The organism is Pseudomonas sp. St386, from assembly GCF_018325865.1.
In the GTDB taxonomy this organism is placed as follows: Bacteria; Pseudomonadota; Gammaproteobacteria; order Pseudomonadales; family Pseudomonadaceae; genus Aquipseudomonas; species Aquipseudomonas brassicacearum.
In genome coordinates this window covers 3,598,781-3,623,613 of sequence record NZ_AP021900.1, presented here as the reverse complement: position 1 = coordinate 3,623,613, position 24,833 = coordinate 3,598,781, and the positions used below count along the sequence as shown (strand labels likewise).

Annotated in this window: 24 protein-coding genes; 11 read left to right on the top strand and 13 right to left on the bottom strand. The window is 61.4% G+C overall.

Annotated elements, in window-relative coordinates; genetic code table 11:
• Positions 1-9 precede the first annotated feature (9 nt).
• From KI235_RS15930 to KI235_RS15920, 3 genes are all read right to left on the bottom strand, one after another.
• Positions 10-411 (bottom strand): hypothetical protein, encoded by a 402-nt coding sequence (locus KI235_RS15930; RefSeq protein ID WP_003202036.1) that lies wholly within the window; start codon positions 409-411, stop codon positions 10-12.
• 438 nt (positions 412-849) lie between these two features.
• On the bottom strand, positions 850-1,329 hold the full coding sequence (locus KI235_RS15925; protein WP_003202034.1) for a nuclear transport factor 2 family protein: 480 nt from the start codon (positions 1,327-1,329) through the stop codon (positions 850-852).
• Between the two features lie 36 nt (positions 1,330-1,365).
• Positions 1,366-1,929, bottom strand: coding sequence for a TetR/AcrR family transcriptional regulator (locus tag KI235_RS15920; RefSeq protein ID WP_003202031.1), 564 nt, complete (start codon positions 1,927-1,929; stop codon positions 1,366-1,368).
• 121 nt (positions 1,930-2,050) lie between these two features.
• On the opposite strand from KI235_RS15920, the gene pssA reads away from it, so the two are divergent.
• The 11 genes from pssA to KI235_RS15865 all read left to right on the top strand — a co-directional run bounded on the left by pssA (position 2,051) and on the right by KI235_RS15865 (position 14,144).
• Entirely contained in the window at positions 2,051-3,394 is a 1,344-nt protein-coding gene (pssA, locus tag KI235_RS15915) for a CDP-diacylglycerol--serine O-phosphatidyltransferase (RefSeq protein ID WP_003202029.1), read from the top strand.
• An 11-nt stretch (positions 3,395-3,405) separates the two neighbouring features.
• Entirely contained in the window at positions 3,406-4,422 is a 1,017-nt protein-coding gene (locus KI235_RS15910; protein ID WP_003202027.1) for an AraC family transcriptional regulator, read from the top strand.
• 321 nt (positions 4,423-4,743) lie between these two features.
• The gene (locus tag KI235_RS15905; protein WP_038859627.1) at positions 4,744-5,715 is read left to right on the top strand and encodes an NAD-dependent epimerase; all 972 of its coding nucleotides are present in this window, start codon (positions 4,744-4,746) and stop codon (positions 5,713-5,715) included.
• 33 nt (positions 5,716-5,748) lie between these two features.
• Positions 5,749-6,492: a glycosyltransferase family 2 protein gene (locus KI235_RS15900; RefSeq protein WP_003202022.1), complete on the top strand. Its 744-nt coding sequence runs from the start codon at positions 5,749-5,751 to the stop codon at positions 6,490-6,492.
• A gap of 1 nt (position 6,493) precedes the next feature.
• Positions 6,494-6,787 (top strand): lipid-A-disaccharide synthase N-terminal domain-containing protein, encoded by a 294-nt coding sequence (locus KI235_RS15895; protein ID WP_003202020.1) that lies wholly within the window; start codon positions 6,494-6,496, stop codon positions 6,785-6,787.
• A gap of 100 nt (positions 6,788-6,887) precedes the next feature.
• Positions 6,888-8,312 (top strand): glycosyltransferase family 39 protein, encoded by a 1,425-nt coding sequence (locus tag KI235_RS15890; RefSeq protein WP_223472317.1) that lies wholly within the window; start codon positions 6,888-6,890, stop codon positions 8,310-8,312.
• A 262-nt stretch (positions 8,313-8,574) separates the two neighbouring features.
• Positions 8,575-10,239 (top strand): AMP-binding protein, encoded by a 1,665-nt coding sequence (locus tag KI235_RS15885; RefSeq protein ID WP_003202016.1) that lies wholly within the window; start codon positions 8,575-8,577, stop codon positions 10,237-10,239.
• A gap of 16 nt (positions 10,240-10,255) precedes the next feature.
• Complete coding sequence (locus KI235_RS15880; RefSeq protein WP_003202015.1) at positions 10,256-11,017, top strand: SDR family NAD(P)-dependent oxidoreductase; 762 nt, start codon at positions 10,256-10,258, stop codon at positions 11,015-11,017.
• Positions 11,018-11,029: 12 nt separating this feature from the next.
• The gene (locus tag KI235_RS15875) at positions 11,030-12,220 is read left to right on the top strand and encodes an acetyl-CoA C-acyltransferase (protein ID WP_013693402.1); all 1,191 of its coding nucleotides are present in this window, start codon (positions 11,030-11,032) and stop codon (positions 12,218-12,220) included.
• 9 nt (positions 12,221-12,229) lie between these two features.
• Positions 12,230-13,357, top strand: a complete 1,128-nt coding sequence (locus KI235_RS15870) for an acyl-CoA dehydrogenase (RefSeq protein WP_003202012.1) — start codon at positions 12,230-12,232, stop codon at positions 13,355-13,357.
• Between the two features lie 13 nt (positions 13,358-13,370).
• Positions 13,371-14,144 carry an enoyl-CoA hydratase gene (locus tag KI235_RS15865; RefSeq protein ID WP_003202009.1) on the top strand — a complete coding sequence of 258 codons (774 nt, stop codon included), beginning with the start codon at positions 13,371-13,373 and terminating at the stop codon, positions 14,142-14,144.
• Between the two features lie 243 nt (positions 14,145-14,387).
• On the opposite strand, the gene KI235_RS15860 is transcribed toward KI235_RS15865, so the two are convergent.
• The 10 genes from KI235_RS15860 to KI235_RS15810 all read right to left on the bottom strand — a co-directional run bounded on the left by KI235_RS15860 (position 14,388) and on the right by KI235_RS15810 (position 24,642).
• Positions 14,388-15,539, bottom strand: coding sequence for an acyl-CoA dehydrogenase family protein (locus KI235_RS15860; protein ID WP_003202007.1), 1,152 nt, complete (start codon positions 15,537-15,539; stop codon positions 14,388-14,390).
• A 3-nt stretch (positions 15,540-15,542) separates the two neighbouring features.
• On the bottom strand, positions 15,543-16,649 hold the full coding sequence (locus tag KI235_RS15855; protein ID WP_013693401.1) for an enoyl-CoA hydratase/isomerase family protein: 1,107 nt from the start codon (positions 16,647-16,649) through the stop codon (positions 15,543-15,545).
• Between the two features lie 134 nt (positions 16,650-16,783).
• The gene (locus KI235_RS15850) at positions 16,784-17,491 is read right to left on the bottom strand and encodes an HPP family protein (protein ID WP_003202003.1); all 708 of its coding nucleotides are present in this window, start codon (positions 17,489-17,491) and stop codon (positions 16,784-16,786) included.
• 176 nt (positions 17,492-17,667) lie between these two features.
• Entirely contained in the window at positions 17,668-19,047 is a 1,380-nt protein-coding gene (locus KI235_RS15845; protein ID WP_003202001.1) for a UDP-glucose/GDP-mannose dehydrogenase family protein, read from the bottom strand.
• Between the two features lie 94 nt (positions 19,048-19,141).
• Positions 19,142-20,155 (bottom strand): fatty acid desaturase, encoded by a 1,014-nt coding sequence (locus tag KI235_RS30475; protein ID WP_244864254.1) that lies wholly within the window; start codon positions 20,153-20,155, stop codon positions 19,142-19,144.
• Between the two features lie 77 nt (positions 20,156-20,232).
• A complete protein-coding gene (locus tag KI235_RS15830; RefSeq protein ID WP_223523008.1) occupies positions 20,233-20,820 on the bottom strand; it encodes a hypothetical protein in 588 nt (195 codons plus the stop codon).
• A gap of 294 nt (positions 20,821-21,114) precedes the next feature.
• Positions 21,115-22,035, bottom strand: a complete 921-nt coding sequence (locus KI235_RS15825) for a LysR family transcriptional regulator (RefSeq protein ID WP_043042161.1) — start codon at positions 22,033-22,035, stop codon at positions 21,115-21,117.
• Positions 22,036-22,230: 195 nt separating this feature from the next.
• Entirely contained in the window at positions 22,231-22,770 is a 540-nt protein-coding gene (locus KI235_RS15820; protein ID WP_003201992.1) for a hypothetical protein, read from the bottom strand.
• Between the two features lie 40 nt (positions 22,771-22,810).
• Positions 22,811-23,602 carry a putative hydro-lyase gene (locus KI235_RS15815; protein WP_013693398.1) on the bottom strand — a complete coding sequence of 264 codons (792 nt, stop codon included), beginning with the start codon at positions 23,600-23,602 and terminating at the stop codon, positions 22,811-22,813.
• Between the two features lie 92 nt (positions 23,603-23,694).
• Positions 23,695-24,642 (bottom strand): LysR family transcriptional regulator, encoded by a 948-nt coding sequence (locus tag KI235_RS15810; protein WP_003201988.1) that lies wholly within the window; start codon positions 24,640-24,642, stop codon positions 23,695-23,697.
• Positions 24,643-24,833 lie beyond the last annotated feature (191 nt).

Genomic DNA, 24,833 nt, shown 5'->3' with positions numbered 1-24,833 from the left:
CGCCTGGGTTCAGATGTCGCGAAACAGATCGTGAGCATCCAGCAGTCGCCAGGCAATTTCGGGGCGTTTTTCCAGCCCACGGCGGATGGCGGCGGGAATCGACTGGCGAATCTTGCGGCACAGGCCGGGCTGGTCCTGGAATTCGATGGCGATGCCGCGCATGGTCCGCACTTCGTTATAGCCAGGCTCGACGCTCAGGCGGATCCCCAGGTTTTCGTACAGGCGTTGCTGCAGGCGCTGGAGTTCGTCGAGGCTCTGGATGTTCTCCAGGCGTTCAAGCAGGCGTTTTTCTTCCTGGCGATTCAAGCAAAGGATGCGCAGGTCGCTGCCAGGCGCTTGCAGCAAGGCATCACGGCCGCAATCGCAGACGCCGGGCGGGCAGGGGGGACGGATCGGAATCGACGCGGTCATGGGCTCCACAAAAATCTGCTGCACAACGAAACAGCGAGCTTATCGCCGGCCCAGGCAATGTGATGCCTGGCGGCATGTGGGTCAAGCCTGTTGGAGGGGCCACTTGTCTGGCGCTGCTGTGGGAGTTTGCTCGTGATAGCGGTGAGTCAGCCTGCACCTTTGTCGGATATGCCGCTGTCATCGCGAGCAAGCTCGCTCCCACAATGGGATCGGAGTACGACCGGAAGAGCCAGGTCGACTATTAGGCCGCCTCGCGAGCAAGCTTTGCTCCCACAGATCTGATGGGTGTACGACCGGGAGAGCCAGGTCGGCTGCAAGGCCGCCTTCGCGAGCAAGCCCGCTCCCACAGGGGTTCCATGTCGGACACACCATGTGTATTCGCTAAAATCCAATGTGGGAGCGAGCTTGCTCGCGATGGCGGCAGGTCAGTCGAAAGCGTTACAACCCCAACTCAGACAACCCCGGATGATCATCCGGCCGGCGGCCTAGCGGCCAGCGGAACTTGCGCTCGCTTTCCTTGATCGGCATGTCGTTGATGCAGGCGTAACGGTTGTACATCAGGCCTTGATCATCGAACTCCCAGTTTTCGTTGCCGTAGGAGCGGAACCAGTTGCCCGAGTCGTCGTGCCATTCGTAGGCATAGCGCACGGCGATGCGGTTATCGGTGAAGGCCCAGAGCTCCTTGATCAGCCGATAATCCAGCTCCTTGGCCCATTTGCGAGTCAGGAACGCCTTGGCTTCCTCGCGGTTATGGGCGAATTCGGCGCGGTTACGCCATTGAGTATCCAGCGTGTAGGCCAGGGATACTTTTTGTGGATCACGAGAGTTCCAGCCGTCTTCGGCCAGGCGAACTTTCTCGATCGCCGATTCACGAGTGAACGGCGGCAACGGCGGACGAACTTCGGAAGAAGCAGACATGGCGGATCTCCAATGAATTGCACAAGGTCCAACAGCTCAGGCGTGTAACAACATCTTCAGCATGTCCTGGGCGTCGTCAGCCGCGCTGTGGTCGCCCATGACCAGCGCCACGGTAATCGCGCCGTCAATCAGAATCAGCAGTTGGCGGGCCAGTGCGTCCGGGTTCTGGACACCTTGTTCGACGCACAGCCGGGTTATGTAATCGAGCAACTTCTGTTTGTGCAGCTTCGCCACCAGGCGGACCGGATCCTGAGGATCGCCGGTTTCGCCACTGGTGTTGATGAAGGCACAGCCGCGGAAACCTTCGCTGTCGAACCAGCCCTTGAGCACGGTGAACAGGTTGAGCAGCCGTGCAGTCGGGGTCGGCGCCTTGTCCACCTCGGTGCTGAACCAGTGCATCCAGCGTTCGTCCCGCCGCCTGAGGGCGGCCACGATCAGGTCGTCCTTGTTGGCGAAGTAGCGATAGACACTTTTCCTGGAGACGCCGGCGGTTTTCACCAGAAGGTCCATGCCGGTGGCGGCGATGCCACTTTTATAGATCAACTTTTCAGCGACATCGAGGATGATGTCTCGTGTTTCATTACCAGTGATTTCGTTCATGAAACAAAAGTAGAATGATCGTTCTCCTTGGTCAAGTCTTTTTTTCTTGAGGACAGGAAGACCCAAACCCATCCATGGTGTAAGCTCATCCGTTCTTCGGAATCGACCTTTTGCGAGCCCTATGCCGTCGCTTTTCAAACGCTCCCTGCTGCCCAAGCTGCGCAGCTTTGCACTGACCGCCGACGCGGTGACCATCCTCGATGGCGCTGCCCAATTCCGCCGTTGCCTGCTGGAGAAAATCGCCCAGGCCACCCAGCGCATCTACATCGTCGCGTTGTACCTGCAACAGGACGAGGCCGGCCAGGAAATCCTCGATGCCTTGCATGCCGCCAAGGCCGCGCGCCCGGAACTGGATGTGGTCGTGGTGGTGGACTGGCTGCGGGCCCAGCGCGGGCTGATCGGCGCCAAGAAGCAGCCGGGCAACTCGGCGTGGTACCAGGAGCAGACTCGCACCCATGCCAGCGAAGTGCCGATCTACGGCGTGCCGGTGCAGACCCGCGAGCTGTTCGGCGTGCTGCACTTGAAAGGCTTCGTGATTGACGACTGTGTGCTCTACAGCGGCGCCAGCCTGAATAACGTCTACCTGCACAAGTTCGACAAGTACCGCTACGACCGCTATCACCTGCTGCAGAACACGGCACTGGCCGATTCGATGCATCACCTGGTGCAGCACGGCCTGGTCACCTCCAGGGCCGTGCACCGCCTGGATCTGCCGAACCTGCCCAGCACCCGCAGTTTGCGCAAGGACATCGGCGATTTGCGCAGTCGCCTCAAGTACGCGACCTATGACACCAGCGTTGGCAGCCTCGACAAGAGCGGCCTGTCGGTAAGCCCGTTGCTGGGGGTGGGCAAGAACAATCCGCTGAGCCGGGTGATCGGCGAACTGATCGCCAGCAGCCGCCAGCAACTGACCATTTGCACACCGTATTTCAACCTGCCCCTGGCGGTGACCCGGGAGCTCAATCGCGCCCTGGCCCGCGGGGTCAAGATCGACATAATCGTCGGCGACAAGACCGCCAACGACTTCTACATTCCGCCAAGCGAGCCGTTCAAGATCATCGCGGCGCTGCCATACCTCTACGAAATCAGCTTGCGGCGCTTCGCCAAACGCCATCAGCGCGCTATCGACAGCGGCCAATTGAACCTGCACCTGTGGCGTGACGGGGACAACACCTATCACCTCAAGGGCATGTGGATCGACGAGCGCTACACCTTGCTGACCGGTAATAACCTCAACCCGCGGGCCTTTCGCCTGGACCTGGAAAACGCGCTGTTGCTGGACGACCCCAAGGGCGAGTTGCTGGCGCCGCGCCAGGCCGAGCTTGAACAGATCTACCGCCACACCCGCCGGATCGAACGTTACCTGGACCTGGAAACCCTGCCGGATTACCCCGACGCCGTGGCCAGGTTCCTGAAGCGGGTCAGCCGGGTGCGGATAGAACGGCTGCTTTACCGGATCCTGTGAACACCCGCGCCATGTCGAAAAAAGACACCATCTCCATCCAGTTGGTGCGAGAGGCGCTGCTGCAGAGCTGCGCCCCCGGAGCGGCTACCGATGAGGTCCTGAACAAGGTAGGCATAGACCCTGCGTTGCTCGACGACACCCAGGCGCGGGTGCCGGCCCATGCCTATGCGCGGCTCTGGCGTTTGCTCGCCCGGCGTCTGGATGACGAGTTTTTTGGCATGGACCCGCGCAAGCTCAAGTCCGGCAGCCTGGCGTTTCTCTGTCAGTGCGCCATGGCCCAGCCCACGCTGGCGAGCGGCTTGACGGCGGGGCTGGGGTTTCTGTCGCTGATGCTCGAACATCTGCCGGCCCAGTGGATGCGCCAGCAAAGCCTGGCGGAGATCGTGCTGCTGGAAGACGATCAGGAACCGCGCCGGGCCTTTACCTATTTCACCTATTGGATGATCGTCCATGGCGTGGCCTGCTGGCTGGCCGGGCGGCGCATTCCCATTCTTTCCGTCGAACTGCGTTGCCCGGCACCGGATTTCTGCGACGACTATCGGGTGATGTTTTCCCAGAACCTGCGTTTTGACCGGCCGCGCACCCGGATGATTCTCGCGGCTGAATGCCTCGACCTGCCGATCAGGCGCAACGCTGATGAGCTCAAGCGCTTCCTGGCCCAGGCCCCGGCCAACATCCTGGTCAAATACCGCAACCCGCAAAGCCTGGCCAGCCGTATCCGGCACGACCTGCGGCAGTTGCCTGCCGAACAGTGGCCGGAAACCGAGGCGCTGGCCCAGCAGTTGTGCGTGTCCGCGTCCACCCTGCGCCGCCGCCTGGCGGAGGAAGGCCAGACTTACCAGGGCCTCAAGGACAGCGTGCGCAAGGATCTGGCAATCACCTGGCTGGCCGAGCCCTCCATCAGTTTCGTCGAAATCGCCTCGCGCCTGGGTTTTGCCGATGCCAGCTCCTTCTACAAGGCGTTTCGCAAATGGTCCGGCTCCAACCCTGGGCATTATCGCAGCCTGATTCTCAACGACCCTGATTGACCCATCGGGTGGCCTCCAATCTTGTGCCTGCCCAAGCCCCCTTGTGGGAGCGAGCTTGCTCGCGATAGCGGTGGCCCAGCCACCTCTTCATTGACTATCAGGCCCTCATCGCGAGCAAGCTCGCTCCCACAGGGGGTCGATCGCGTCATTTACCGCTCATAAAACCGTCATCTATGTTTGATATAAGCCTCTGCAGGTACCGGAAAAGCCAGGCCATCCATCAGAGTAATGTATGCAAGTGACCGTTTTGGGTAGCGATTGTGTCGGTTTGCAAGTCAGGTCCTGTCACGCCGTTGGGAAAGGTCCGCAAGGACGAGACGTATGAAAGTACTCGTCACCGGCGTCGCAGGGTTCATCGGATTTCATACCGCCAAGCGGCTGTGCAGCGATGGCCATCAGGTCATTGGCATCGACAACCTCAACAGCTACTACAGCGTCGAGCTGAAACAGGCACGACTGGCTCAGTTGACCGAATGCCGCGATTTCCGCTTTCAGTTGCTGGATGTGGCAGACAAGCAGGCGCTGTTGGAGTTGTTTGCCGAACATGCCTTCGACCAAGTCGTTCACCTCGCGGCCCAAGCCGGCGTGCGTTATTCCATCGACAACCCGGACGTTTATGCGCAAAGCAACCTGGTAGGTTTCCTCAACATATTGGAAGCCTGCCGCGCCCATCGGCCGGCGCACCTGATCTTCGCCTCAAGCAGCTCGGTGTATGGCTTGAATGACCGCCTGCCATACGCCACGACCGACCCCGTCGATCAGCCCGTATCGTTCTATGCGGCGACCAAGCGCGCCAATGAACTGATGGCCCACGCTTACTCGCATCTCTATGGAATTCCCACCACCGGCCTGCGGTTTTTTACCGTGTATGGGCCTTGGGGACGGCCCGACATGGCGCCGTTCAAATTCACCGATGCCATCCTCAACGGTCGCACCATCGACGTTTACAACGACGGTGCGATGTCTCGCGATTTCACCTATATCGACGACATCGTCGAGGGCCTCGTGCGGCTGATACCGCTGCCGCCGACCGATGAGACGGGCGTGCGCAACAAGGTCTACAACATCGGTTTCGGCTCACCGGTGAAGCTTTTGCAGTTTATCGAGTGCATTGAAGAAGCGCTGGGCATCCGCGCGATAAAGAATTTCTTGCCGTTGCAATCGGGCGACGTGGTCAACACGTGGGCGGACACTCGTGAATTGGAGGAGCGGGTGGGGTTTCGCCCACAGGTCGCAGTGCCGGTCGGTGTGCAGTCGTTTGTCGATTGGTACCGCGACTATTACGCCGTCTAACCCCTCATTTCCCAGCATCTTTTCTGGAGCATCATGCACGAAACCCCTTATGTGTCGGTCCTGATTCCGGCCAAAAACGAGGCAGGCAATCTCATCCCACTTCTCGAAGAAGTGCGCACGGCGTTGGCCAATGAGAACTTTGAGGTCATCGTGGTGGACGATGGGAGCACCGACGCCACCGCCGCTGAGTTAAGAACCTTACAAGGCAGTGGCTACCAGCAATTGCGGGTGCTCAGCCACACCCGTTCCCTCGGCCAGAGCACCTCGATCTACCACGCCGCTGAAGTGGCACGCGGGCATTGGTTGGCAACCCTGGACGGCGACGGTCAGAACGATCCGGCCGATCTGCCGAAAATGCTCGACCTGGTGCGCGGCTCCGAAGGCACCCCCGCGGGCGTCAAGCTGGTGGCAGGGCATCGCGTCAACCGCCGGGACACGGCGAGCAAGCGTTGGGCCTCGCGATTTGCCAACAAACTGCGCGCCAGCCTGCTCAAGGACCAGACGCCCGACACCGGTTGCGGCATCAAGCTGATCGAGCGCGAGGCGTTTCTGCGCCTGCCGTATTTCGATCACATGCACCGTTTTATCCCGGCGCTGATCCGCCGTCACAACGGCCGAATGCTGGTTCAACCGGTCAATCACCGTGAGCGTGGGGCCGGGGTGTCCAACTACGGCAATCTGGACCGGGCGCTGGTGGGCATTGTCGATCTGTTCGGGGTGTGGTGGCTGATCAAGCGCACCCGCCTGGATGTCAACGCACAAGAAACCGAGGTTTGAAATGGGCAGAGAATCGTTGTGGTTGGCCGTTGGCTTCGGTGGTCAATTGGCATTCACCGGGCGTTTTGCCCTGCAATGGCTGTACAGCGAATACAAGAAGCGCAGCATGATTCCCGTTGGCTTCTGGTACCTGAGCATCATCGGTAGCGCGCTGTTGCTGGCCTATGCCATTTACCGCGAAGACCCGGTGTTCATTGTCGGCCAGTCTTTCGGCTTTATCGTTTACCTGCGCAATTTACAGTTGATCGCCAAGCATCATGAGCAGGAAAACCCCGAACTGACCAAGAAGGGCTGAACCGGTGCGGATACGATTATCTTCCTCGCGGCTCGAGCTCCTGGCGTTGGTGGTATTGGCCTTGATCATAGTGGGCGCTGGCCTTGGCTGGCGCCAACCGATGAACGTCGATGAGGAGCGCTTCCTTGGCGTTGCCCTGGAGATGCTGCAGAACGGCTCATGGTTCATTCCCCATCGCGCCGGTGAAATCTACGCCGACAAACCGCCGCTGTTCATGTGGACGGTGGCGCTGTTCGTGCAACTGACCCACCTGCCCAAAGTTGCCCTGTACTTGCCCGCGCTGCTGGCAGGCGCCGTCACCACCGCGTGCCTGTATGACCTGGGCCGACGCTTGTGGGGACGGCGCGTGGGGGTGATCGCGGCGCTCTTGTTTCTCGCGACCTACCAGACCTACAGCATCCTGCGCACCGGGCAGATCGATGGTTTCCTTGCGCTCTGGACCATCCTGGGGATCTATGGCTTGTGCCGGCACGTGTTGCTCGGCCCGGCCTGGCGTTGGTACTACGTGGCCTGTGCGGCGATGGGGTTCGGGATCATCAGCAAAGGCGTGGGTTTTCTGCCGGTGCTGATGCTGATTCCCTACGCCTATGCGCTGCGCAAAGGTTGGAAAGGGGTGGTGGCCATGCCTGGCCAGGCAGGACGCTGGTGGCTGGGGCTGGTCGTAGCATTGGCCGCCATTGCGTTATGGCTGGGGCCCTTGCTGATGATTGTCGCGCAGGGCAGTGCCGACAGCCTGGCGTACGCCCAGGAAATCCTGTTCAAGCAGACCGCTGGGCGTTATGCCAACGCATGGGAACACCGCGAACCTTTCTGGTACTTCTTCGTCCAGGTGATTCCGAAGTACTGGCTGCCGATTGTGTTCATGCTCCCCTGGCTGGTGCCGGCCTGGCGCAGACAATTGCTCAAGCATGACGGTCGGGTGCTGGTGCTGCTCGGTTGGGTACTGCTGGTGTTGGTGTTCTTTAGCCTGAGCAGCGGCAAACGCAAGTTGTATATCTTTCCCGCGTTACCCGCGTTGATTCTGGTGGTGGCGCCGCTTGTGCCGTGGCTGCTACGCCGCTGGTTTGGCGCGCGCCCAAGGGGCAGGGCGGTCTTCAATGTGCTGGTTGCGCTGTGGTTGTGTGCCTGGTTTGTGCGCGGCTTCGTCGAGCCCCACAAGGAAGGCATCAACCCCCACCAGACCTTGATGCGCGATGTCGCCGGAATGACTGCAAATGCCGAGTTGGTGCTCGTGGGTTGGCGTGAGGGCCATTGGCTGTTCGCCCAGCAACCCATCGTGCATTTCGGCTTTTATAACGGCAACTCCCTGGAACAATCCGCCACCTGGCTACGCAGCCACCCGCAGGCCTTCGCCCTGGTGCCCGCTCGGGACCTGGCCCGCTGTTACGACCCGCAAAAAGCTCGCCGGGTCGGCAATACCTCAAGGGCCGAGTGGTTCCTGGTGGGGGTTGATGCGGACAACCAGCGCTGCCAGTCGCCAACGCCGGAGAAGGTGTATTCGTTTGCCTGGCAGCAGCCCTTGTAGCGGCTGAACTGCCGCCATCGCGAGCAAGCTCGCTCCCACATTGGTGCTTGGGTGGTCACAAAATCGAGGTCCATCACAAATCCCCTGTGGGAGCGAGCTTGCTCGCGATGAGTGCCTAAACAACACCACATCCCTAAACCATGGCCAAACCAGTCAAGCAACTTGAAAGCTTTGACCATTGCCGCTACAGCCCTTCGGCGCGAGTATTTGCCTGCTATTCACGGTTCCCCCAACCAATAAAAACCACAGAGGGATGCTGGTCATGCGCGATTATTCGTCCGCCACTTCGCAGTTCGATTACCTGCACACCGTCAACACTGCACTGCACGGCTCGCTCGAGGCGCTCAATGCCTGCGTAGAGTGTTGCGACCGGCATGCGTTGCCAGGGCGCATCGCCTTGTTCTGGGAGGGCCGTGACGGCAGCGATGCGACTTGGACTTACCGTGACCTGCAGGACAACGCCGCGCGGTTCGCCAATTTCCTGCGCGCCCAAGGCATCGGCAAGGGCGACAAAGTGGCCGGTCTGTTGCCGCGCACCGCTGAACTGCTGATCGTGGTGCTCGCCACCTGGCGCATTGGGGCAGTGTATCAACCGTTGTTCACCGCATTCGGGCCCAAGGCCATCGAGCACCGCCTCGGCAGTTCTGGAGCGCGCTTGGTCGTCACCGATGCGGTCAACCGTCCCAAGCTCGACGAAGTCGCCGGTTGTCCCACCATCGTCACGGTCGGCGGCGAAAAGGGCCAGGGCATCGTGCGTGGCGACTACAGTTTCTGGGCCGAGGTGGCGAACCACTCCAGCCAGTGCGAACCGCTGATGCTCACCGGCGAAGACCCGTTCCTGCTGATGTTCACCTCCGGCACCACAGGACCTGCCAAGGCGCTGTCGGTGCCACTCAAGGCCATCGTTGCGTTCCAGAACTACACCCGTGACGCGGTAGACCTGCGTCCCGAAGACGCCTTCTGGAACGTCGCCGACCCGGGCTGGGCCTACGGCATCTATTTTGGCGTGACCGGGCCGCTGGCCATGGGGCATCCGATTACCTTCTACGATGGCCCGTTCACCCTGGAAAGCACCTGCCGGGTCATCAACAAATACGGCATCACCAACCTCACCGGCTCGCCCACGGCCTATCGCCTGTTGATTGCCGGTGGCGAGCAGTTTGCCCGCTCGATCAAGGGCAAGCTGCGCATCGTCAGCAGCGCCGGTGAGCCATTGAACCCGGAGGTGATCCGTTGGTTCGCCGACAACCTGAACGTGGTGATCCACGACCATTACGGCCAGACCGAACTGGGCATGGTGCTGTGCAACCACCATGGGCTGGAACACCCGGTGCACCTGGGCGCGGCCGGCTTTGCTTCGCCAGGCCATCGGATCGTGGTGCTGGATGAAAACCAGCGCGAGCTGGGCGTAGGCCAGCCGGGCATTCTCGCACTGGACCGCAGCCAGTCGCCCATGTGCTGGTTCGCCGGTTACGAAGGCGGGCCGACCAAGGCCTTCGTCGGTGACTACTACTTGAGCGGCGACACCGTGGAGCTGAACCCGGACGGCAGCATCAGTTTCGTAGGCCGCAGCGACGACGTGATTACCACGTCCGGCTACCGGGTCGGTCCGTTCGACGTGGAAAGCGCGCTGATCGAACACGCGGCGGTGGTGGAAGCGGCGGTGATCGGCAAGCCTGATCCGGAACGCACCGAGCTGGTGAAGGCCTTCGTGGTACTCAGCGCGCAGTACCGTGCCTCTGCGGAACTGGCCGAAGAATTGCGCCAGCACGTGCGCAAGCGCCTGGCGGCCCATGCCTATCCCCGTGAAATCGAATTTGTCAGCGACTTGCCGAAAACCCCAAGCGGCAAGTTGCAGCGCTTTATCTTGCGCAACCAGGAAATCGCCAAAGCTCAAGAGGCTGCGGCGCAGAACGTTTCAGCTTGAATCCAAGGAAACCATGATGCAGATCGACAACAAGATTTTTCTCGTCAGCGGCGGTGCTTCCGGCCTCGGCGCGGCCACCGGCGAAATGCTGGTCAAGGCCGGTGCCAAAGTGATGCTGGTGGACCTCAACGCCGACGCCGTGGCCGCCCAGGCGCAAAAACTGGGCTGCCAGAGCGTGGTGGCCGACATCAGTAACGAAGCGGCGGCTGAAGCGGCGGTCAAGGCCACGGTCGATGCGTTCGGTGGTCTCAATGGTCTGGTGAACTGCGCCGGTATCGTGCGCGGCGAGAAGATCCTCGGCAAGAACGGTCCCCACGCGCTGGCCAGCTTCAGCCAGGTGATCAACGTCAATCTGATCGGCAGCTTCAACCTGCTGCGCCTGGCGGCTGCGGCCATTGCCGAAACCGAGGCAGACGCCGACGGCGAGCGCGGGGTGATCATCAATACCGCGTCGGTGGCGGCCTTCGATGGACAGATCGGCCAGGCGGCTTACGCTGCATCCAAAGGCGCCATCGCCAGCCTGACATTGCCGGCCGCCCGCGAGCTGGCGCGTTTTGGCATCCGGGTGATGACCATTGCGCCAGGGATTTTCGAGACCCCGATGATGGCCGGCATGACCCCGGAAGTCCGTGATTCCCTGGCCGCCGGCGTGCCGTTTCCGCCGCGCCTTGGGAAACCTTCCGAGTATGCGGCGCTGGTCAGGCATATCATTGAGAACAGCATGCTCAACGGCGAGGTGATCCGTCTCGACGGTGCCTTGCGTATGGCAGCCAAATAATCAGGAGGATTCATGATGTCCAACGATCCTATTGTCATCGTCAGCGCCGTCCGTACACCCATGGGCGGCTTCCAGGGCGAACTGAAAAGCCTCAGCGCCCCGCAGTTGGGTGCCGCCGCCATCAAGGCCGCCGTGGAGCGTGCCGGCATCGCACCCGACGCGGTTGAAGAAGTGCTGTTCGGTTGCGTGCTCGCCGCCGGCCTGGGCCAGGCACCGGCGCGTCAGGCCGCGCTGGGTGCCGGCCTCGACAAGTCGACCCGCTGCACCACGCTCAACAAGATGTGTGGCTCGGGCATGGAAGCGGCGATCCTCGCCCATGACATGCTCATCGCCGGCAGCGCCGAAGTGGTGGTGGCCGGCGGCATGGAAAGCATGTCCAACGCGCCGTACCTGCTCGATCGGGCCCGCAGCGGTTACCGGATGGGCCATGGCCGGGTGCTCGACCACATGTTCCTCGACGGCCTGGAAGACGCCTACGACAAAGGTCGGCTGATGGGCACCTTCGCCGAAGATTGCGCCGAGGCCAATGGCTTCAGTCGCGAGGCCCAGGATGCCTTCGCCATTGCGTCCACCACCCGCGCCCAGCAGGCGATCAAGGACGGCAGTTTCGATGCCGAGATCGTGCCGTTGCAGGTCATGGTTGGCAAGGAACAAGTGACCGTGCGCCACGACGAGCAGCCACCCAAGGCCCGGATCGACAAGATCGCCTCGCTCAAGCCGGCATTCCGCGAGGGCGGCACGGTGACGGCGGCCAATTCCAGTTCCATTTCCGATGGTGCCGCGGCGCTGGTGCTGATGCGCCAGAGCCAGGCCGTCCAGCGTGGCCTCAAGCCCCTGGCAGTGATTCACGGTCACGCGGCGTTTGCCGATACCCCGAGCCTGTTTCCCACCGCACCGATTGGCGCCATGAAGAAACTGATGCAAAAGACCGGTTGGTCGCTGGATCAAGTCGACCTGTTCGAAGTCAACGAAGCCTTTGCCGTGGTGAGTCTGGTGACCATGGACAAGCTGGAGATTGCCCATGACAAGGTCAACGTCCACGGCGGTGCCTGTGCGCTGGGCCACCCGATTGGCGCGTCTGGCGCACGGATCCTGGTGACCCTGCTGTCGGCGTTGCGCCAGAAGGGGCTCAAGCGCGGCGTCGCGGCCATTTGCATCGGCGGCGGCGAAGCCACGGCCATGGCCGTCGAATGCCTGTATTAAGGAATCACCATGCTCCCGACTGAAGAACAGACCCAAATCCGCGACATGGCTCGGCAATTCGCCGAGGAACGCTTGAAACCGTTCGCCGCCGAATGGGACCGCGAGCACCGTTTTCCCCGGGAAGCCATCGATGAAATGGCCGAACTGGGCTTCTTCGGCATGTTGGTGCCGGAGCAGTGGGGTGGTTGTGACACCGGTTACCTGGCCTACGCGATGACCCTGGAAGAAGTCGCCGCCGGCGACGGCGCATGCTCGACCATCATGAGCGTGCACAACTCGGTGGGTTGCGTGCCGATCCTCAAGTTCGGCAACGATGAGCAGAAGGCGAAATTCCTCACGCCCCTGGCCAGTGGCGCGATGCTTGGCGCCTTCGCCCTGACCGAGCCCCAGGCCGGTTCGGACGCCAGCAGCCTCAAGACGCGGGCGCGGCTGGAGGGTGATCATTACGTGCTCAACGGTTGCAAGCAGTTCATCACGTCCGGGCAGAACGCCGGGGTGGTGATCGTGTTCGCGGTGACCGATCCGAGCGCCGGCAAGCGTGGCATCAGTGCGTTCATCGTGCCGACCGATTCGCCGGGCTACAGCGTGGCCCGGGTCGAAGACAAACTCGGCCAACACGCTTCCGACACCTGCCAGATCCTCTTCGAGGATTTGAAGGTGCCAGTGGGCAATCGCCTGGGGGAGGAGGGCGAGGGCTACAAGATCGCCCTGGCGAACCTGGAAGGCGGACGCGTGGGCATCGCGGCGCAAGCGGTGGGCATGGCCCGCGCGGCGTTCGAGGCGGCCCGGGACTATGCGCGGGAGCGCTCCAGTTTCGGCAAGCCGATCATCGAGCACCAGGCCGTGGCGTTCCGCCTGGCCGACATGGCGACCCAGATCGCCGTGGCCCGGCAAATGGTGCACTACGCCGCCGCCCTGCGAGACAGTGGCCAACCGGCGCTGGTGGAGGCCTCCATGGCCAAGCTGTTCGCCTCGGAAATGGCTGAAAAGGTCTGCTCCATGGCGTTGCAGACCCTGGGCGGCTACGGTTACCTCAACGACTTCCCGCTGGAGCGCATCTACCGCGACGTGCGAGTCTGCCAGATCTACGAAGGTACCAGCGACATTCAGCGCATGGTCATTTCGCGCAATCTTTGAACAGGAGTCCTGCATGAGCTACGAAACGATTTTATTGGAGATCAAGGACCGCGTCGGTCTGATCACCCTCAACCGTCCCCAGGCATTGAACGCCTTGAATGCGCAGATCGTCAGTGAACTGAACCAGGCGCTGGACAGCCTGGAGGCTGATCCGAAGATTGGCTGCATCGTGCTGACCGGCTCGAAAAAAGCCTTTGCCGCCGGTGCCGACATCAAGGAAATGGCCGAGCTGACCTACCCGCAGATCTACCTGGACGACCTGTTCAGCGACAGCGACCGCGTGGCCAACCGTCGCAAGCCGATCATCGCGGCGGTGAACGGTTTTGCCTTGGGCGGGGGGTGTGAGCTGGCGTTGATGTGCGACTTCATCCTGGCCGGCGACAACGCCAAGTTCGGCCAGCCGGAGGTCAACCTCGGCGTGCTGCCAGGCATGGGCGGCACCCAGCGCCTGACCCGCGCGGTGGGCAAGGCCAAGGCCATGGAAATGTGCCTGACCGGGCGCTTCATCGATGCGGTGGAAGCCGAACGCTGCGGCATCGTCGCGCGGATCCTACCGGCCGATGAGCTGCTGGACGAGGCGCTTAAAACTGCAGCGTTGATCGCCTCCAAGTCGGTGCCCATCAGCATGATGGTCAAGGAAAGCGTCAACCGCGCCTTTGAGGTCAGCCTGTCCGAAGGCGTGCGCTTCGAGCGGCGGGTATTCCATGCGGCGTTTGCGACGCAGGATCAGAAGGAAGGCATGGCGGCATTCGTGGCCAAGCGTGCGGCGGAGTTCCAGGACAAGTAACGCGGCGTTCTCACTGACGCCATCGCGAGCAAGCTTGCTCCCACAGTGGATCTGGGCTGTACACAGTATCTGTGTACACCACTGAACCCTGTGGGAGCTGGGCTTGCCCGCGATGGCGGCGGTACATTCAGCCTATAAATGGCTGATACACCGCTATCGCGGGCAAGCCTTGTTCCCACAAGTATTCTGTGTGCAGCGTAGATTCAGTGGGAGCAAAGCTTGCTCGCGATGCTTTTCCTGCCGTTACACCAGGTAGTGCTTCAGCTCCCGGGCAATCACCATCCGCTGTATCTCGCTCGACCCTTCATAAATCTGGGTAATCCGCGCATCGCGGTAGTAGCGCTCTACCGGATAATCCTCGAGATACCCATACCCACCATGAATCTGTATCGCCGAGGAGCAGACTTTCTCGGCCATTTCCGAGGCAAACAGCTTGGCCTGGGAGGCTTCTGACAGGCACGGCTTGCCCGCGCTGCGAAGGCGGGCGGCGTGGAGGATGAGCAGGCGGGTGGCGTTGATGCGGGTGTGCATGTCGGCCAGCAGGTTGGCGATGCTCTGGTGCTCGATGATCGGCTTGTCGAACTGAACCCGATCGCGCGCGTAAGCCAGCGCCGCTTCAAAGGCCGCACGGGCGATGCCCAAGGCTTGTGCGGCGATGCCGATGCGGCCGCCTTCCAGGTTGGACAGGGCGATGGCCAGGCCTTTACCGCGAGCCCCCAACAGATTGGCCTCGGGGATGGTGCAGTTGCTCAAGGTGACCGCGCAGGTGTCCGAGGCGCGGATGCCCATTTTGTGTTCGGTGCGATCAACGATGAAACCCGGCGTATCGGTGGGCACCAGGAACGCCGAAATGCCTTTCTTGCCCAGTTCCGGGTCCGTCACGGCAAACACGATCGCCAGTTTGGCTCGCTTGCCATTGCTGACGAACTGCTTGGCACCGTTGATAACCCACTGGCCATCGCGCAATTCGGCCCGGGTGCGCAGGTTGTGGGCTTCGGAGCCGGCCTGGGGCTCGGTCAGGCAGAAGCAACCAATGGCCTGGCCACTGGCGAGGTCGGCCAACCACGTCTGCTTTTGTTCGTCAGTGCCGAAATTCAGCACCGGCCCGCAACCCACCGAATTGTGAATGCTCATCAGTGCGCCGGTAGCACCGTCGCCTGCGGAGATTTCCTCCACGGCCAGGGCATAGGCGACGTAATCGACGTAGGTACCGCCCCATTCTTCCGGCACCACCATCCCCAACAGGCCCAGCTCACCCATCTTCGCCACCAGGCCGTCGTCAATCCAGCCGGCCTTTTCCCACGCCTGGGCATGGGGAGCGATTTCACCACGGGCGAAGTCCCGGGCCATGTCGCGGATCATCACTTGTTCTTCGGTCAGTTCGAGGTCATGCATGGCTCAGTTCCCGTGGTCGTCGAAGCCGTCGAAGAAGCTCGCCACATGGTCGGCGTCCAGCGCCTCCAGGGTCGGCGGGTTCCAACGCGGGTTCTTGTCTTTGTCGATCAGCAAGGCGCGCACGCCTTCGATCAGGTCACCGCGTTCGAACCATTGCTGATCCAGATGCAGTTCCAGGGCAAAACATTCTTCCAGGCTCAAATGCCGACCGCGCCGCAGCATTTCCAGGGTCACGGCCATGGCCAGGGGAGAGCGGCTGTCCAGCAGGTCGGCGGTCTTTATTGCCCATTCGTGGCTGTTGGCGACGGTGACCTGGCGCAACTGCTCGACCATGCTCGGCACGTCGGGCAGGCCAAAGAAATGGTCGATGGCTGGCCGCAAATCGGCCAGAGGCGGGGCAGGCAGCTGTTGCACACCAAGCTTGGCCAGCAGGCTCTGCAGGTCCTTGAGTGGTGTATCACCCCACTCCAGGCGATCGAGGCGCGCACCGAGCTGTTCAAGCTTGCGACTGTCCAGATACCAGTCGGCCAGCCCGCAATACAAGGCGTCAGACGCACGGATCTGCACGCCGCTGACGCCCAGGTAGATACCCAGTTCGCCAGGAATGCGCGGCAGGAAGTAACTGCCGCCCACGTCCGGGAAATACCCGATGCCGACTTCCGGCATGCCCAGGCGGCTGCGCTCGGTGACCACCCGCAGGTCGGCACCTTGTGCCAGCCCCATGCCGCCGCCCAGCACGAAGCCGTCCATCAAGGCGACGATCGGTTTGCGGTAGTGATGAATCGTCAGGTCGAGGGCGTATTCCTCGACGAAGAAATCTTCGTGCAGGGTGTCGCCCTGCTTGTGGCTGTCGTACAACGAACGGATATCACCGCCGGCGCAAAACGCCTTCTCGCCCGCACCACGCAGCACCACGGCGCGGATCTGTGGGTCGAGGGCCCAGGTATCGAGTTGTTGCTGCAAGCTGCGCACCATGCCCAGGGTGAGGGCATTGAGGCCGGCGGGGCGGTTCAGGGTCAAATGGCCAATGTGATTGCGAACTTCGACCAGCACCTCATAGGCCGCGGTTTCGATGGTTCCCGCGGCGTGTGATGAAACCTGAGCTGTCATCGCTAACTCCCTGCTTTTATTCTTCTTTATGAATTGTGTCGCGCGTACCCATTCAGGATCGTACCAGTGCAAATTTGCATTGCACAACCGGGATACGTGCAGGTCCTTTCTGCATATTTATAGCAGCCACAGGCTCAACCGCGACTAGAGAGAACCTCCGCGATGCTGCGACGCTTGGCATTTCGCTCGCTGACGTGGATCAATTGCTCAAGATCTTCCGGTGTGACGTCAAAGAATGCTTCCATTTCCGCCAGGGCCAGTTTCAGGTCTTCGGCCGTGATCGCCTGGCGGTCGACGGGAGGGTGGTCAGCCGGTATGACGGCCAGCGGTTCGCTGGCACGCCTGGGATAGCGCACCCGCGTCAGGTTGTTGTAGGCCAGCGCAAAGGCCAGCAGCCCGGAGCCGGCCAGCATCGCCGCACCAACGGCTTGCCAGTCCAAGGCAATGATAGACGGGGCCGCCAGCACCAGCGTCGCCGCCAGGGCGCCTGCCGGCGGATGCAGGCAACGCAGCCAGCACATCAACACCAGCGCCATGCCCGCCGCCAGGCAGGCGCTACCCAGCGTGCGGCCCAATACATGGGCCACCAGCAGCGCGACGACCGACGCACACAGATAACCGCCGACAATCGACCAGGGCTGGGCGAGGGCGCCCGATGACACTGCAAACAACAGCACCGCTGAGGCGCCGAGGGGGCCGATGAGGTGTTGCGCCACCTCAAGGCCAAATACCTGCCCGCAAAGCCAGACACTGAACATCGTCCCCAGCGCCATGCCGATGGCGGCGCGGCTCCATTCGGTGGGACGGGTATTGATAGCCGCGGGGAACCAGCGAGAAAGCATTAAGCGAAAATCCAGAAAACGAACAAAAAAAGGGGCTTACGGGAAAGTCCCAGAAAGCCCTTTAAGTGTTCCAACAGTTGGGGGAGGAACGGCGCACAGTGTGCCGTTCACGACCCCTGCTTACAAATTCATATTAATGCTGGTTGAGTGCATTAATTTTGAGGTAACGCCACAGTTCACGCGCTTCTCGAAGCTGGGAACCACGTTTGCTGGGCGATAGGCAGGTTGCGCGACTGCCCGCGACCCATCGGGAAATAGGTGAAACCCTTGTCGGCCATGCGCTCCGGATCGAACAGGTTACGACCGTCAAAAATCACCGGGGCCTTGAGCCGTTGCTGGATCAGGTCGAAGTCCGGCGCCTTGAAGGGCTGCCACTCGGTACAGATGACCAACGCGTCGGCTCCCGGCAACACCGATTCCGGCGTGCCCATCAGCATGAGTCGGGGCTCGTCGGGGTAGAGCAATTGCGTCTGCTGCATCGCCTCCGGGTCGAACGCGCGGACGCTGGCACCCGCGGCCCAAAGCGATTCCAGCAAGGTGCGGCTCGGTGCGTCGCGCATGTCGTCGGTGTTGGGCTTGAAGGCCAGGCCCCACAGGGCGAAGGTCTTGCCGCGCAGGTCGCCCTGGTAGAACGCATTGATCCGCTCGAACAGCTTGTGTTTCTGCCGCCCGTTGATGGCTTCCACCGCTTGCAGCAGGTCGCTGGAGCAATGAGCCTGCTCGGCCGTGTGGATCAGGGCTCGCATGTCCTTGGGAAAGCACGAGCCGCCGTAGCCGCATCCCGGGTAAATGAAGTGATAGCCAATGCGCGAGTCGGCGCCGATGCCCAGGCGCACGGACTCGATGTCGGCCCCCAGGTGCTCGGCCAGTTCGGCGATCTGGTTGATAAAACTGATCTTGGTCGCCAGCATGCCGTTGGCGGCGTATTTGGTCAGCTCGGCGCTGCGCAGGTCCATGAACAGGACCCGGTCGTGGTTGCGGTTGAACGGGGCATACAGGTCGCGCATGGTTTCGCGCACTTCATCGCGTTCGCAGCCGATCACGATGCGATCCGGACGACGGCAATCGGCGACCGCCGAGCCTTCCTTGAGAAATTCGGGGTTGGAGACAATATCGAACTGCAGCAGGCGACTGGCCTTGAGCAGGCATTTGTCGATGTGCGCCCGCAGAACGTCGCCGGTGCCCACCGGCACGGTGGACTTCTCCACCACAATGAGCGGTTGCTCGCGGTAGCGGGCGACGGCCTCGCCGACGGCCAGAACCTGGCTCAGATCGGCACTGCCATCGTCCCGGGAAGGCGTGCCCACTGCGATAAAAAGTACCTGGCCGTGCTGCACGGCGAGCTGTTCGTCGCAGGTGAAATGCAAACGGCCAGCCTCCAGGCCTTCACGCACCAGCGCGGCCAGGCCAGGCTCGTAAATGCTCACTTGGCCTTGGCGCAGGCTGTCGACCTTGCGCTCATCGATGTCCATGCACACCACGTCATGGCCCACTTCGGCCAACACGGCGGCTTGCACCAAGCCTACGTAACCACTTCCGAATACACTGATTTTCATGGCGAACTCCCTGGATCGTTCCGAGCGGGCGACATGCACAACCAGCCATTCGCCGCCGTGCGCTCGGTCCAGAATAAGTCGGGGATGTTGCAGTTCACTTACAGTCCGCCACCGCATTCGTTTTCAGCGGAAGAAAGTAGGCAGCCCATCCGGCTGCCAGCAGCGCCAGGTTCGCGCCATCGCGCAGCAGCAGGCGCCCCGTGGCCCATCCCAGTTGCCGGGTGCTGACGCGGCCGCGGGCAACGTCCAGGCGAGCAAAACCGTGCAGATGCCGCAGGACATCGAAGGTCATCAGCGCCGATGCGGCCAAAAAATAGAAAATCCGCTGCCAATAGGGAACACCCAACGCCTGGAGCAGATCGGTGGTGACGTGCTGATGAGCCACTTCTTCGGCGCAGTGCCAGCGCCACAGGCGTGTTTGCGGGGAGGCGCTGGTAGAAAGCAGCCCGCCGCGCAGGATCAGCCAGGAGAGGGCCTTTGGCAGGCGCACGTCTGTGGTGATCTCACAGGGCGCGCGGCGCGGGCCTTGGGCCGAGATCCGTACGCCATAGTGCTCGGCCTGCGTCAGCCAGAAATCCATCCAGGCAAACAGGCAATACGGGAGCAGATAGACGCAGACGACCAGGCGAGGCACCTCATAGAGACCGAACGCCAGCGCACCGGCAAAAACGACGATCAAGGCGTTGTTCCAGCGCCAGCGCCAGACCGCGTGTGGCGGCAAGTAGCGGCGGGAGATCCTGTTGGTGGAGATCGCCACCCAGAGTTGCTCTGCGGCGCCCAGCAGGCTGATCCAGCGGGTCGGCCAGGTCTGTTCGTACATCAAGCCTTCGGGATCATCGGCCTGACAGGTCTTGCGGTGGTGTTCGAGGTGGAAGTAGCGGTAGCCCACGAAGTTGGCCGCAAAAATGCCCGCCGCGAACACACCCACTGCGTCATTGAGCCGTGTGCCCACGAGGAACTGGCGATGCACGCCTTGATGCTTGATCTCCTGGACACCGATCATCAGGATTGCCTGGAGCACGATCAGTGGCGCGACAGCCAGCCATACGAATGCCTCGTGCGTCGCCAGCCAGGCAATCGCGGTGCTATTCAGGACACACAGCATCATGAATAGGTAGCTGGGAAGATTGCTGCTCGATGAAGGAAAAGCCACTGCGCGCGCAACGTCTACAGCCTGGGAGGTGTTCACAGGCACACGAAGACCAGTTTTTTCATGCGTTGCAACCAGGGCAACGGAACTCTCTTCCAGATGAACGAAAGGCCCGACAGCGGCACTTTGCCTTGGATCAGCACGCCAACATCCAGCGAAGGTTCATGGGGGAAGTAGTTGTCTTTGATGGCGACAATCTTGCGAAAGCCTTTTTTGAAGTAATACCGCAACTGTGGGTCCAACGGCAGCCCTTGGCGTTTACTCAGGATGTAGTGCGCCAGCGTGATACCCGGGTTTTTCGAGCGCCAATCCCTTAGGCCCGGGACAGGGGATCCCAGGTAGATGACCGACCAGCCTTGTTTCAGCGCGTAGGGCCAGAAGAACTCGAAAATCGCATTGGCCGCTTTCGGGTCGACGCTGCTCAGGCTGATGCCAAACAACGCATCCGTTCCGGCCGCTTCGTCACCCTGCTGTTTCCTCGCGCAGTCTGCCCAGGTCGGGCATTGGCGAATATGATCGTGCCGGGTCGGTTTCATGAACAGCGATGCCTGCGCGGTGCCGCTGCGTGTGCAAAACGCACCGACACTCAGGGCAGGGAATGCAGCGATTCGGGAGGCCAGCATGGCGGCATCGGCCCGCTGATCGTCCGTCCATTTCTTTTGCTCGAGCTCAAGCAACGAGGGGATGTCTGCACACGACAGGAACCGAACACAGATCTCACCTTCACGGGATCTGTCGCTGTTCTGCGCGTCATGCCTGTGTTCCCGATGATTCGTCGTTGTAGTCGGCGCGTTGGGCGTTGTTTTTTTCAGGAATGCTTGCATCAGGCAGATGGCTCACCGATCGAGGGACGGGATCAATCGGTGCCCACGGTATGTCACCGGTGTGAATATCTGATGACGAAATGAATGTGCGGCTTAATTCATATCGAGTCGGTACCCGGCCGGTAATTGTGCGACGAATTCGCTGACCACTTCGCGGGTCAGGCTGACGATGTCTTCCACCCGTTCCATTCCCGCGCCGGTCCGCCAACTGGCCACGATGTCCATGACCGATGGCAGCGGCACACCATCCACCAACGTCAATGTGCCTTGGGCCAGTTCGCCGACGACCAGCGCCGCGGGCATGGCGCCAATGCCAAAGCCGTCGCGAACCAGGCGGGTAATGGCCGAGGCCGAGTTCACGCAGTTGATGCGTGGCGAGACGATGTTGGCCGAGTGCAGCAGGTTGAGGATGTCCTGGTGGGGCCGTGAGTTGCGCGAGAACGTCACGATGCGTTCCTGGGACAAGTCCTCCAGCGATGCATAGGACCGGTCATAGGCGGAGCCGGTGCGCACCACCCAGTGCATCGGGTAACGGGTCAGCAGCGCGTTGCGCACGCTGTCCAGGCGCAGGATGTCGGTCTGGAAAATGATGTCCTGGTAGCCTTTTTCCAGTTGCGAGCACAGGTTGCTCGCGGTGTCGGCCGAGAGTTCGATTTCCAGGGCCGGGTAACATTCCATCAGGCGTGTCACCAAGGGGCTGAGCCAGGTGTGGATCACCGTATCCATCGCACCGATGCGAATCCGGCCGCGCACCTGGCGCGGATCCTTGATCACGGCTTTCATGCTTTGCATGGTGTCCATGATGCGCTCGGCGTACTCCAGCACGCGCTGGCCTTCGGAGGTCAGCGATACACCTTTGGAATCGCGCACGAACAGGCGCACGCCCATTTCGTCCTCCAGGGCGGCGATCCGACTGGAAATGGACGCCTGGGTAGTGAACAGCTTTTCCGCGGTGAGGCGAAAGCTCTTCAGGCGGGCGACCCAGACGAAGGTTTCGAGAAACTTGATGTTCATTTGGGGCGATTCCTTGGCGCAGTCATGGGAGCATAGAAACTGTGGCGCGGGGAGTGTCTCCACACCCTGTGGGAGCAAGGCTTGCCCGCGATGAGGTCAATGCGCTCTCCCTGGGACCGAGGCGCCTGCATCGCGGGCAAGCCTTGCTCCCACAGAAAAGTCCCTCGCACAGTGGCTAGGCAAGCTTCATATTCTTCACTGCTCGGCATTAGCCATGTACAGAACTACTTCTTGCAACTCGTCCAGATCCGGCACGTTATCGATAACCGCCTCAGGCCGGCACCATGGGTACTCCAGTCGCGATGCCCAGGCCATGATCATCGGCAGATCGGTCGCCGGCAGGGTCTTCATGTGTTCGATGGTGATGGTCAGTCGCTCGGCCAGGCTCGACGCCGGATCGAACTGCCAGTCATACAGGCCACAACCGACGCGTGCCTCGCCACTGTTCTTGTCGGACATCGCCACCAGCCATTTGCACTGGAACGCCTCGGCGTTGGCCGGTGGCGGGGCGGCCAGGCAGAACGTGTAGACGTTTTCGAAGGTCTGGCCAAAGCGACTGACCAGCACGTCGCCAATGGCGGTACGGCCTTCGACGTGGTCGGGAAACGTGATGGAGCCGGTGCGCACCACCATGTGCAGAATAGCAGTCGGCGTAAAAGCCTGGTCCAGCAGGTGAGGGCGGTTACCGTCCTTGGCGCTGATGTACTGTTGGATCGATCGCTGAGCAGTGTTCATCGTGGGTCCCTTCAAGTTGAAAAACAGTCTCGTCCAAGGTTTACAGATCACTGTTCCATAAGTCCGTCACCAGCATGCAGCCCGGGGCATGGGTGATGCACAACGGTGGACGTGAGGCCTGGACCACCGATTGAGGCGTTACGCCACAGGCCCAGAATACCGGGATCTCGTCCGCTGCCACCGGCACGGCATCGCCGTAATCCGGCGAGTCCAGGGATTGAATGCCGATCAGTGACGGATCGCCGATGTGCACCGGGGCGCCGTGAACGTTGGGCATGCGCCCGGTAATCTGGATCGCCTGGATCGCCGCGGCGGCTTTCATCGGCCGCATGGTCACTACCATTTTGCCAGAGAGACGGGCGGTGGGGCGTGTGTCGATGTTGGTCTGGAACATCGCGACATTGCGCCCCAACTCAATGTGCCGCAAACGGATGCCGGCCTCCAGCAGCGGTTGTTCGAACGAGAACGAGCAACCGAGGGCGAAGGCCACCAGGTCGTCCTGCCACAGGTGTTCGATGTCCAGCGGAGCTTCGCTCAACTCGCCGTGGCGATAGACGCGGTATTGAGGCACCTCGTGGCGGATATCGATGGCGGCGCCCAGGTTGCGCAAGAACGGATCGCCTGGCTCGGTCACATCAAGCACCGGACAGGCCTGGCGGTTGAGGGTGCAGTAGCGCAGGAATTCATTGGCCCAGTCGCCGGGCAGGATCACGATATTGGCTTGCACGCGGCCCTGGCCCAGGCCGCTGGTATGGCCCTGGTACTGGCCGGCGGCGATGTTTTGGCGCAGGGCCAGGGGCGTGCATTGCTGCAGTTGTTCGAAGGACATCATTACGGGGCTCTCCAAGCGTTCGTTCGCTACTTTGAGAACACCGTGGCGATGACGTCCAACAAGGAATATTGCTACCCCGTGACAACTAAAAGTTATTCAAGAGGAGGTTGGCTGTTCAGGCCGGGGGCCGCCACCATGCGTAGCGGCCCGACATCAACGGCGTATTGGCTGACCACCTGGCGACTCATCTGGACGATGTTCTCGATCAGTTCCAGGCCGACACCAGCGCGCCACGAGGCGACGACGTCGAGTTGGGGCAGGGCGGTGCCGGGTTCGAGCTGGATCAATTCGCCGCTGGCCAGGGGCTTGGCCACCAGCGCGGCGGGTAGGGCGCCGATGCCGAATCCGTCACGAATCAGCCGGGTCATGGCCGATACCGAGTTGACGCAACTGACCCGCGGCGCACTCACGCCATGGGCGTACAACAGGTTGAGCACATCCTGATGCGGTCGCGAATGCTTGACGAAGGTGATGATGCGCTCACCGGCCATCTCCACCAGCGACGCATAGGGGCGGGCATAGATCGACTGGCTGGCGGCGATCCAGTGCATGGGATAGTGCCCCAGTTCCAGGTTGCGCACGCTTTCGTGGCGGACCAGATCGGTCTGGAACACGATGTCCAGGTAGCCTTTCTGCAATTGCTCGCAGAGATTGCGCGCGGCATCGGCGGTGATTTCGATTTCCACGGCGGGGAAGGCTTGCATCAGCATCGACATCAACGGGCTGAGCCAGGTGTGGATCACCGTATCCATCACGCCGATGCGCACCAGGCCTTGTTGCGGGCTGCTGGTGTCCAGTGACTGCTTCAACGCCCGCTGCACTTCGAGCATCTGTTCGGCGTAGTCGAGCACCTTGAGGCCTTCGGGTGTCAGCGAAACCCCGCGTGAATCCCGTACGAACAGGCGCAGGCCCAACTCCTCTTCCAGCGAAGCGATCCGGCTGGAGATCGCCGCCTGGGTGCTGAACATCTTCTCGGCGGTGAGGCTGAAACTCTGTAGCCGGGCGACCCAGACAAAGGTTTCGAGGAATTTGAGGTTCATGAAGGCTCTCTGGGGGCGTGTGGTTCTTATGTTGCAATTGTTTTGCAATTGTTACTCCAGATCGGGCCGTTGGGGCATCAAATTTTCTTATGTCCCATCTGTTGTTTTTCCCGTTTGACGCTGTGCCGATTCGCCACCAAGAATCCGCTCCACGACGCAGCCACTGCGTCCGCATCCCCAACGACAACGCC

What these genes read in the sequence shown, in the direction of transcription:
- KI235_RS15905 (WP_038859627.1), top strand. Translation starts at nt 4,744, where the DNA reads ATGAAAGTACTCGTCACCGGCGTCGCAGGGTTCATCGGATTTCATACC.
- KI235_RS15900 (WP_003202022.1), top strand. Translation starts at nt 5,749, where the DNA reads ATGCACGAAACCCCTTATGTGTCGGTCCTGATTCCGGCCAAAAACGAG.
- KI235_RS15850 (WP_003202003.1), bottom strand. Translation starts at nt 17,491, where the DNA reads ATGCTTTCTCGCTGGTTCCCCGCGGCTATCAATACCCGTCCCACCGAA.
- pssA (WP_003202029.1), top strand. Translation starts at nt 2,051, where the DNA reads ATGCCGTCGCTTTTCAAACGCTCCCTGCTGCCCAAGCTGCGCAGCTTT.
- KI235_RS15880 (WP_003202015.1), top strand. Translation starts at nt 10,256, where the DNA reads ATGCAGATCGACAACAAGATTTTTCTCGTCAGCGGCGGTGCTTCCGGC.
- KI235_RS15820 (WP_003201992.1), bottom strand. Translation starts at nt 22,770, where the DNA reads ATGAACACTGCTCAGCGATCGATCCAACAGTACATCAGCGCCAAGGAC.
- KI235_RS15930 (WP_003202036.1), bottom strand. Translation starts at nt 411, where the DNA reads ATGACCGCGTCGATTCCGATCCGTCCCCCCTGCCCGCCCGGCGTCTGC.
- KI235_RS15885 (WP_003202016.1), top strand. Translation starts at nt 8,575, where the DNA reads ATGCGCGATTATTCGTCCGCCACTTCGCAGTTCGATTACCTGCACACC.
- KI235_RS15875 (WP_013693402.1), top strand. Translation starts at nt 11,030, where the DNA reads ATGATGTCCAACGATCCTATTGTCATCGTCAGCGCCGTCCGTACACCC.
- KI235_RS15855 (WP_013693401.1), bottom strand. Translation starts at nt 16,649, where the DNA reads ATGACAGCTCAGGTTTCATCACACGCCGCGGGAACCATCGAAACCGCG.
- KI235_RS30475 (WP_244864254.1), bottom strand. Translation starts at nt 20,155, where the DNA reads ATGATGCTGTGTGTCCTGAATAGCACCGCGATTGCCTGGCTGGCGACG.
- KI235_RS15810 (WP_003201988.1), bottom strand. Translation starts at nt 24,642, where the DNA reads ATGAACCTCAAATTCCTCGAAACCTTTGTCTGGGTCGCCCGGCTACAG.
- KI235_RS15895 (WP_003202020.1), top strand. Translation starts at nt 6,494, where the DNA reads ATGGGCAGAGAATCGTTGTGGTTGGCCGTTGGCTTCGGTGGTCAATTG.
- KI235_RS15910 (WP_003202027.1), top strand. Translation starts at nt 3,406, where the DNA reads ATGTCGAAAAAAGACACCATCTCCATCCAGTTGGTGCGAGAGGCGCTG.
- KI235_RS15925 (WP_003202034.1), bottom strand. Translation starts at nt 1,329, where the DNA reads ATGTCTGCTTCTTCCGAAGTTCGTCCGCCGTTGCCGCCGTTCACTCGT.
- KI235_RS15890 (WP_223472317.1), top strand. Translation starts at nt 6,888, where the DNA reads ATGAACGTCGATGAGGAGCGCTTCCTTGGCGTTGCCCTGGAGATGCTG.
- KI235_RS15860 (WP_003202007.1), bottom strand. Translation starts at nt 15,539, where the DNA reads ATGCATGACCTCGAACTGACCGAAGAACAAGTGATGATCCGCGACATG.
- KI235_RS15870 (WP_003202012.1), top strand. Translation starts at nt 12,230, where the DNA reads ATGCTCCCGACTGAAGAACAGACCCAAATCCGCGACATGGCTCGGCAA.
- KI235_RS15865 (WP_003202009.1), top strand. Translation starts at nt 13,371, where the DNA reads ATGAGCTACGAAACGATTTTATTGGAGATCAAGGACCGCGTCGGTCTG.
- KI235_RS15920 (WP_003202031.1), bottom strand. Translation starts at nt 1,929, where the DNA reads ATGAACGAAATCACTGGTAATGAAACACGAGACATCATCCTCGATGTC.
- KI235_RS15825 (WP_043042161.1), bottom strand. Translation starts at nt 22,035, where the DNA reads ATGAACATCAAGTTTCTCGAAACCTTCGTCTGGGTCGCCCGCCTGAAG.
- KI235_RS15815 (WP_013693398.1), bottom strand. Translation starts at nt 23,602, where the DNA reads ATGATGTCCTTCGAACAACTGCAGCAATGCACGCCCCTGGCCCTGCGC.
- KI235_RS15845 (WP_003202001.1), bottom strand. Translation starts at nt 19,047, where the DNA reads ATGAAAATCAGTGTATTCGGAAGTGGTTACGTAGGCTTGGTGCAAGCC.
- KI235_RS15830 (WP_223523008.1), bottom strand. Translation starts at nt 20,820, where the DNA reads ATGCTGGCCTCCCGAATCGCTGCATTCCCTGCCCTGAGTGTCGGTGCG.